The sequence below is a fragment of the Bacillus cereus group sp. BfR-BA-01379 genome (assembly GCF_022663605.1).
Taxonomy (GTDB): Bacteria; Bacillota; Bacilli; order Bacillales; family Bacillaceae_G; genus Bacillus_A; species Bacillus_A mobilis.
This window is the reverse complement of the sequence record NZ_JAKUFT010000160.1, coordinates 1-1655: the sequence shown is the minus strand read 5'-3', so window position 1 is coordinate 1655 and position 1655 is coordinate 1. Positions and strand designations below refer to the sequence as shown.

Genomic DNA, 1655 nt, shown 5'->3' with positions numbered 1-1655 from the left:
GGATCCGAAGGGAACTGTATTTTTTAAACAAGCTAGGGTTGGTAAAAGTGGTAGAGAATTTTATATGTATAAATTTCGCTCAATGTCTACAGATGCTGAAGAGAAACTAAAAGATCTATTAAAATATAATGAAGTATCTGGTGCAATGTTTAAAATGAAAGATGATCCACGTGTTACCAAAATCGGGAAATTTATACGTAGAACGAGTATAGATGAATTACCACAGTTAATCAATGTACTAATGGGTGATATGAGTCTTGTTGGTCCGAGACCACCATTATTACGTGAAGTAAATGAATATACAGACTATCAAAAGCAAAGATTATTGGTGACACCTGGATGTACAGGATTTTGGCAAGTAAGCGGTAGGAGTAGTTTAGGGTTTGAAGAAATGGTAGAGCTGGACCTAACATATATTCAAAATAGAAATATATTCTTGGATTTTAAAATTATATTTAAGACGTTTAAAGTATTACTTGGTTCGAAAGATGCATATTAAAACATACTTAGATATCAATTTAAAAAGAGGAGTGAATTTTGAACTTATCACATATGAATAAAAAAAAAATGGAAGTTATTATATACTTTTATATACTTTTAATTCTAGGATTTTTGGTAGTTATTTTTTCAGAGAATATATTACCAGATAAATATTTTATTGATTCAAATACAATTAGGGAATATTTTGATATAGCGAATGATTTTAGTTTGAAGTTTTTTGAAGGTTTTTGGAATACAGCTTGGTTATATAAATTAATGTTAATTAACAAATTAGATTCTAGAGTTTTAGAAGGTATTGTGAATTACAGTATATATTATATTTGTTTGATTTTCACAATATTGTTATTGAAGAAGAATATTCCTTTAAAATATGCATTGCTATTATTAGTATGGAATATACCGGCTGCTATTTATTTAGGGCAACTTACTAAAGAAATATTTATTGTACCTATCTTAGTGTTACAGATAGTAGCTTTTCAAAAAAAGAGTCGTTTTTTGATCTTTTTATCTATACTACTCATAATATTTTACGCAATGTTCTTTAGGAATTATTGGTTGATTATTATATGTATGACTATAATGATTTTCCTCGTCCGTATATATTTTATTAAATATAATTTCATAGTAAAAACCTTTATGGTAATAAGCGGGATGCTAGCTATATTTGTAGTGGCAAATTTTGGCGGTATGTATTTGACTGATTCTAGATTTAACGTCAATGAAATATTGGAATCAGAAACAATGATTAATAATCTGTTAATTAACACATCAGTTTTTAGTGATCTTGTCAATTGGTTCATTGCATGGGTATCTATTTTATTCCCACTACCATTACTGGTAAAGGGTGGCTTAACGCAGAAGTGTTTTTTAATTTTAGCAATATATACATTTTATGTATTTATAAAGTGTATAAGGCGATATAATAAGAATTCTAAAGAAACAAAGGATTATTCAGTGGAATGGTCCATAGCTTTTGTGATTAGTTTTTCTATGGTTCAAGGAATTTTCGAACCAGATTATGGTTCAGTCTTAAAACATCAGGTTGTAATGATTCCGATGTATTTCTATGTAATTTTATATTGTCATACATTATTAGATAAACGAAGTAATAAAGATAGTTAAAAGATTTCCTGGTTAAAAGGGAATCTTTTTTT

At 27.9% G+C, this 1655-nt stretch carries 2 protein-coding genes; both read left to right on the top strand.

Going from position 1 to position 1655, the window contains the following annotated elements:
• Positions 1-499 (top strand): sugar transferase (locus tag MR113_RS27100; RefSeq protein ID WP_242257470.1); only part of this gene is annotated, 499 nt, incomplete at its 5' end.
• A gap of 38 nt (positions 500-537) precedes the next feature.
• Positions 538-1623: a hypothetical protein gene (locus tag MR113_RS27095; RefSeq protein ID WP_242257469.1), complete on the top strand. Its 1086-nt coding sequence runs from the start codon at positions 538-540 to the stop codon at positions 1621-1623.
• The last annotated feature ends 32 nt before the right edge of the window (positions 1624-1655 follow it).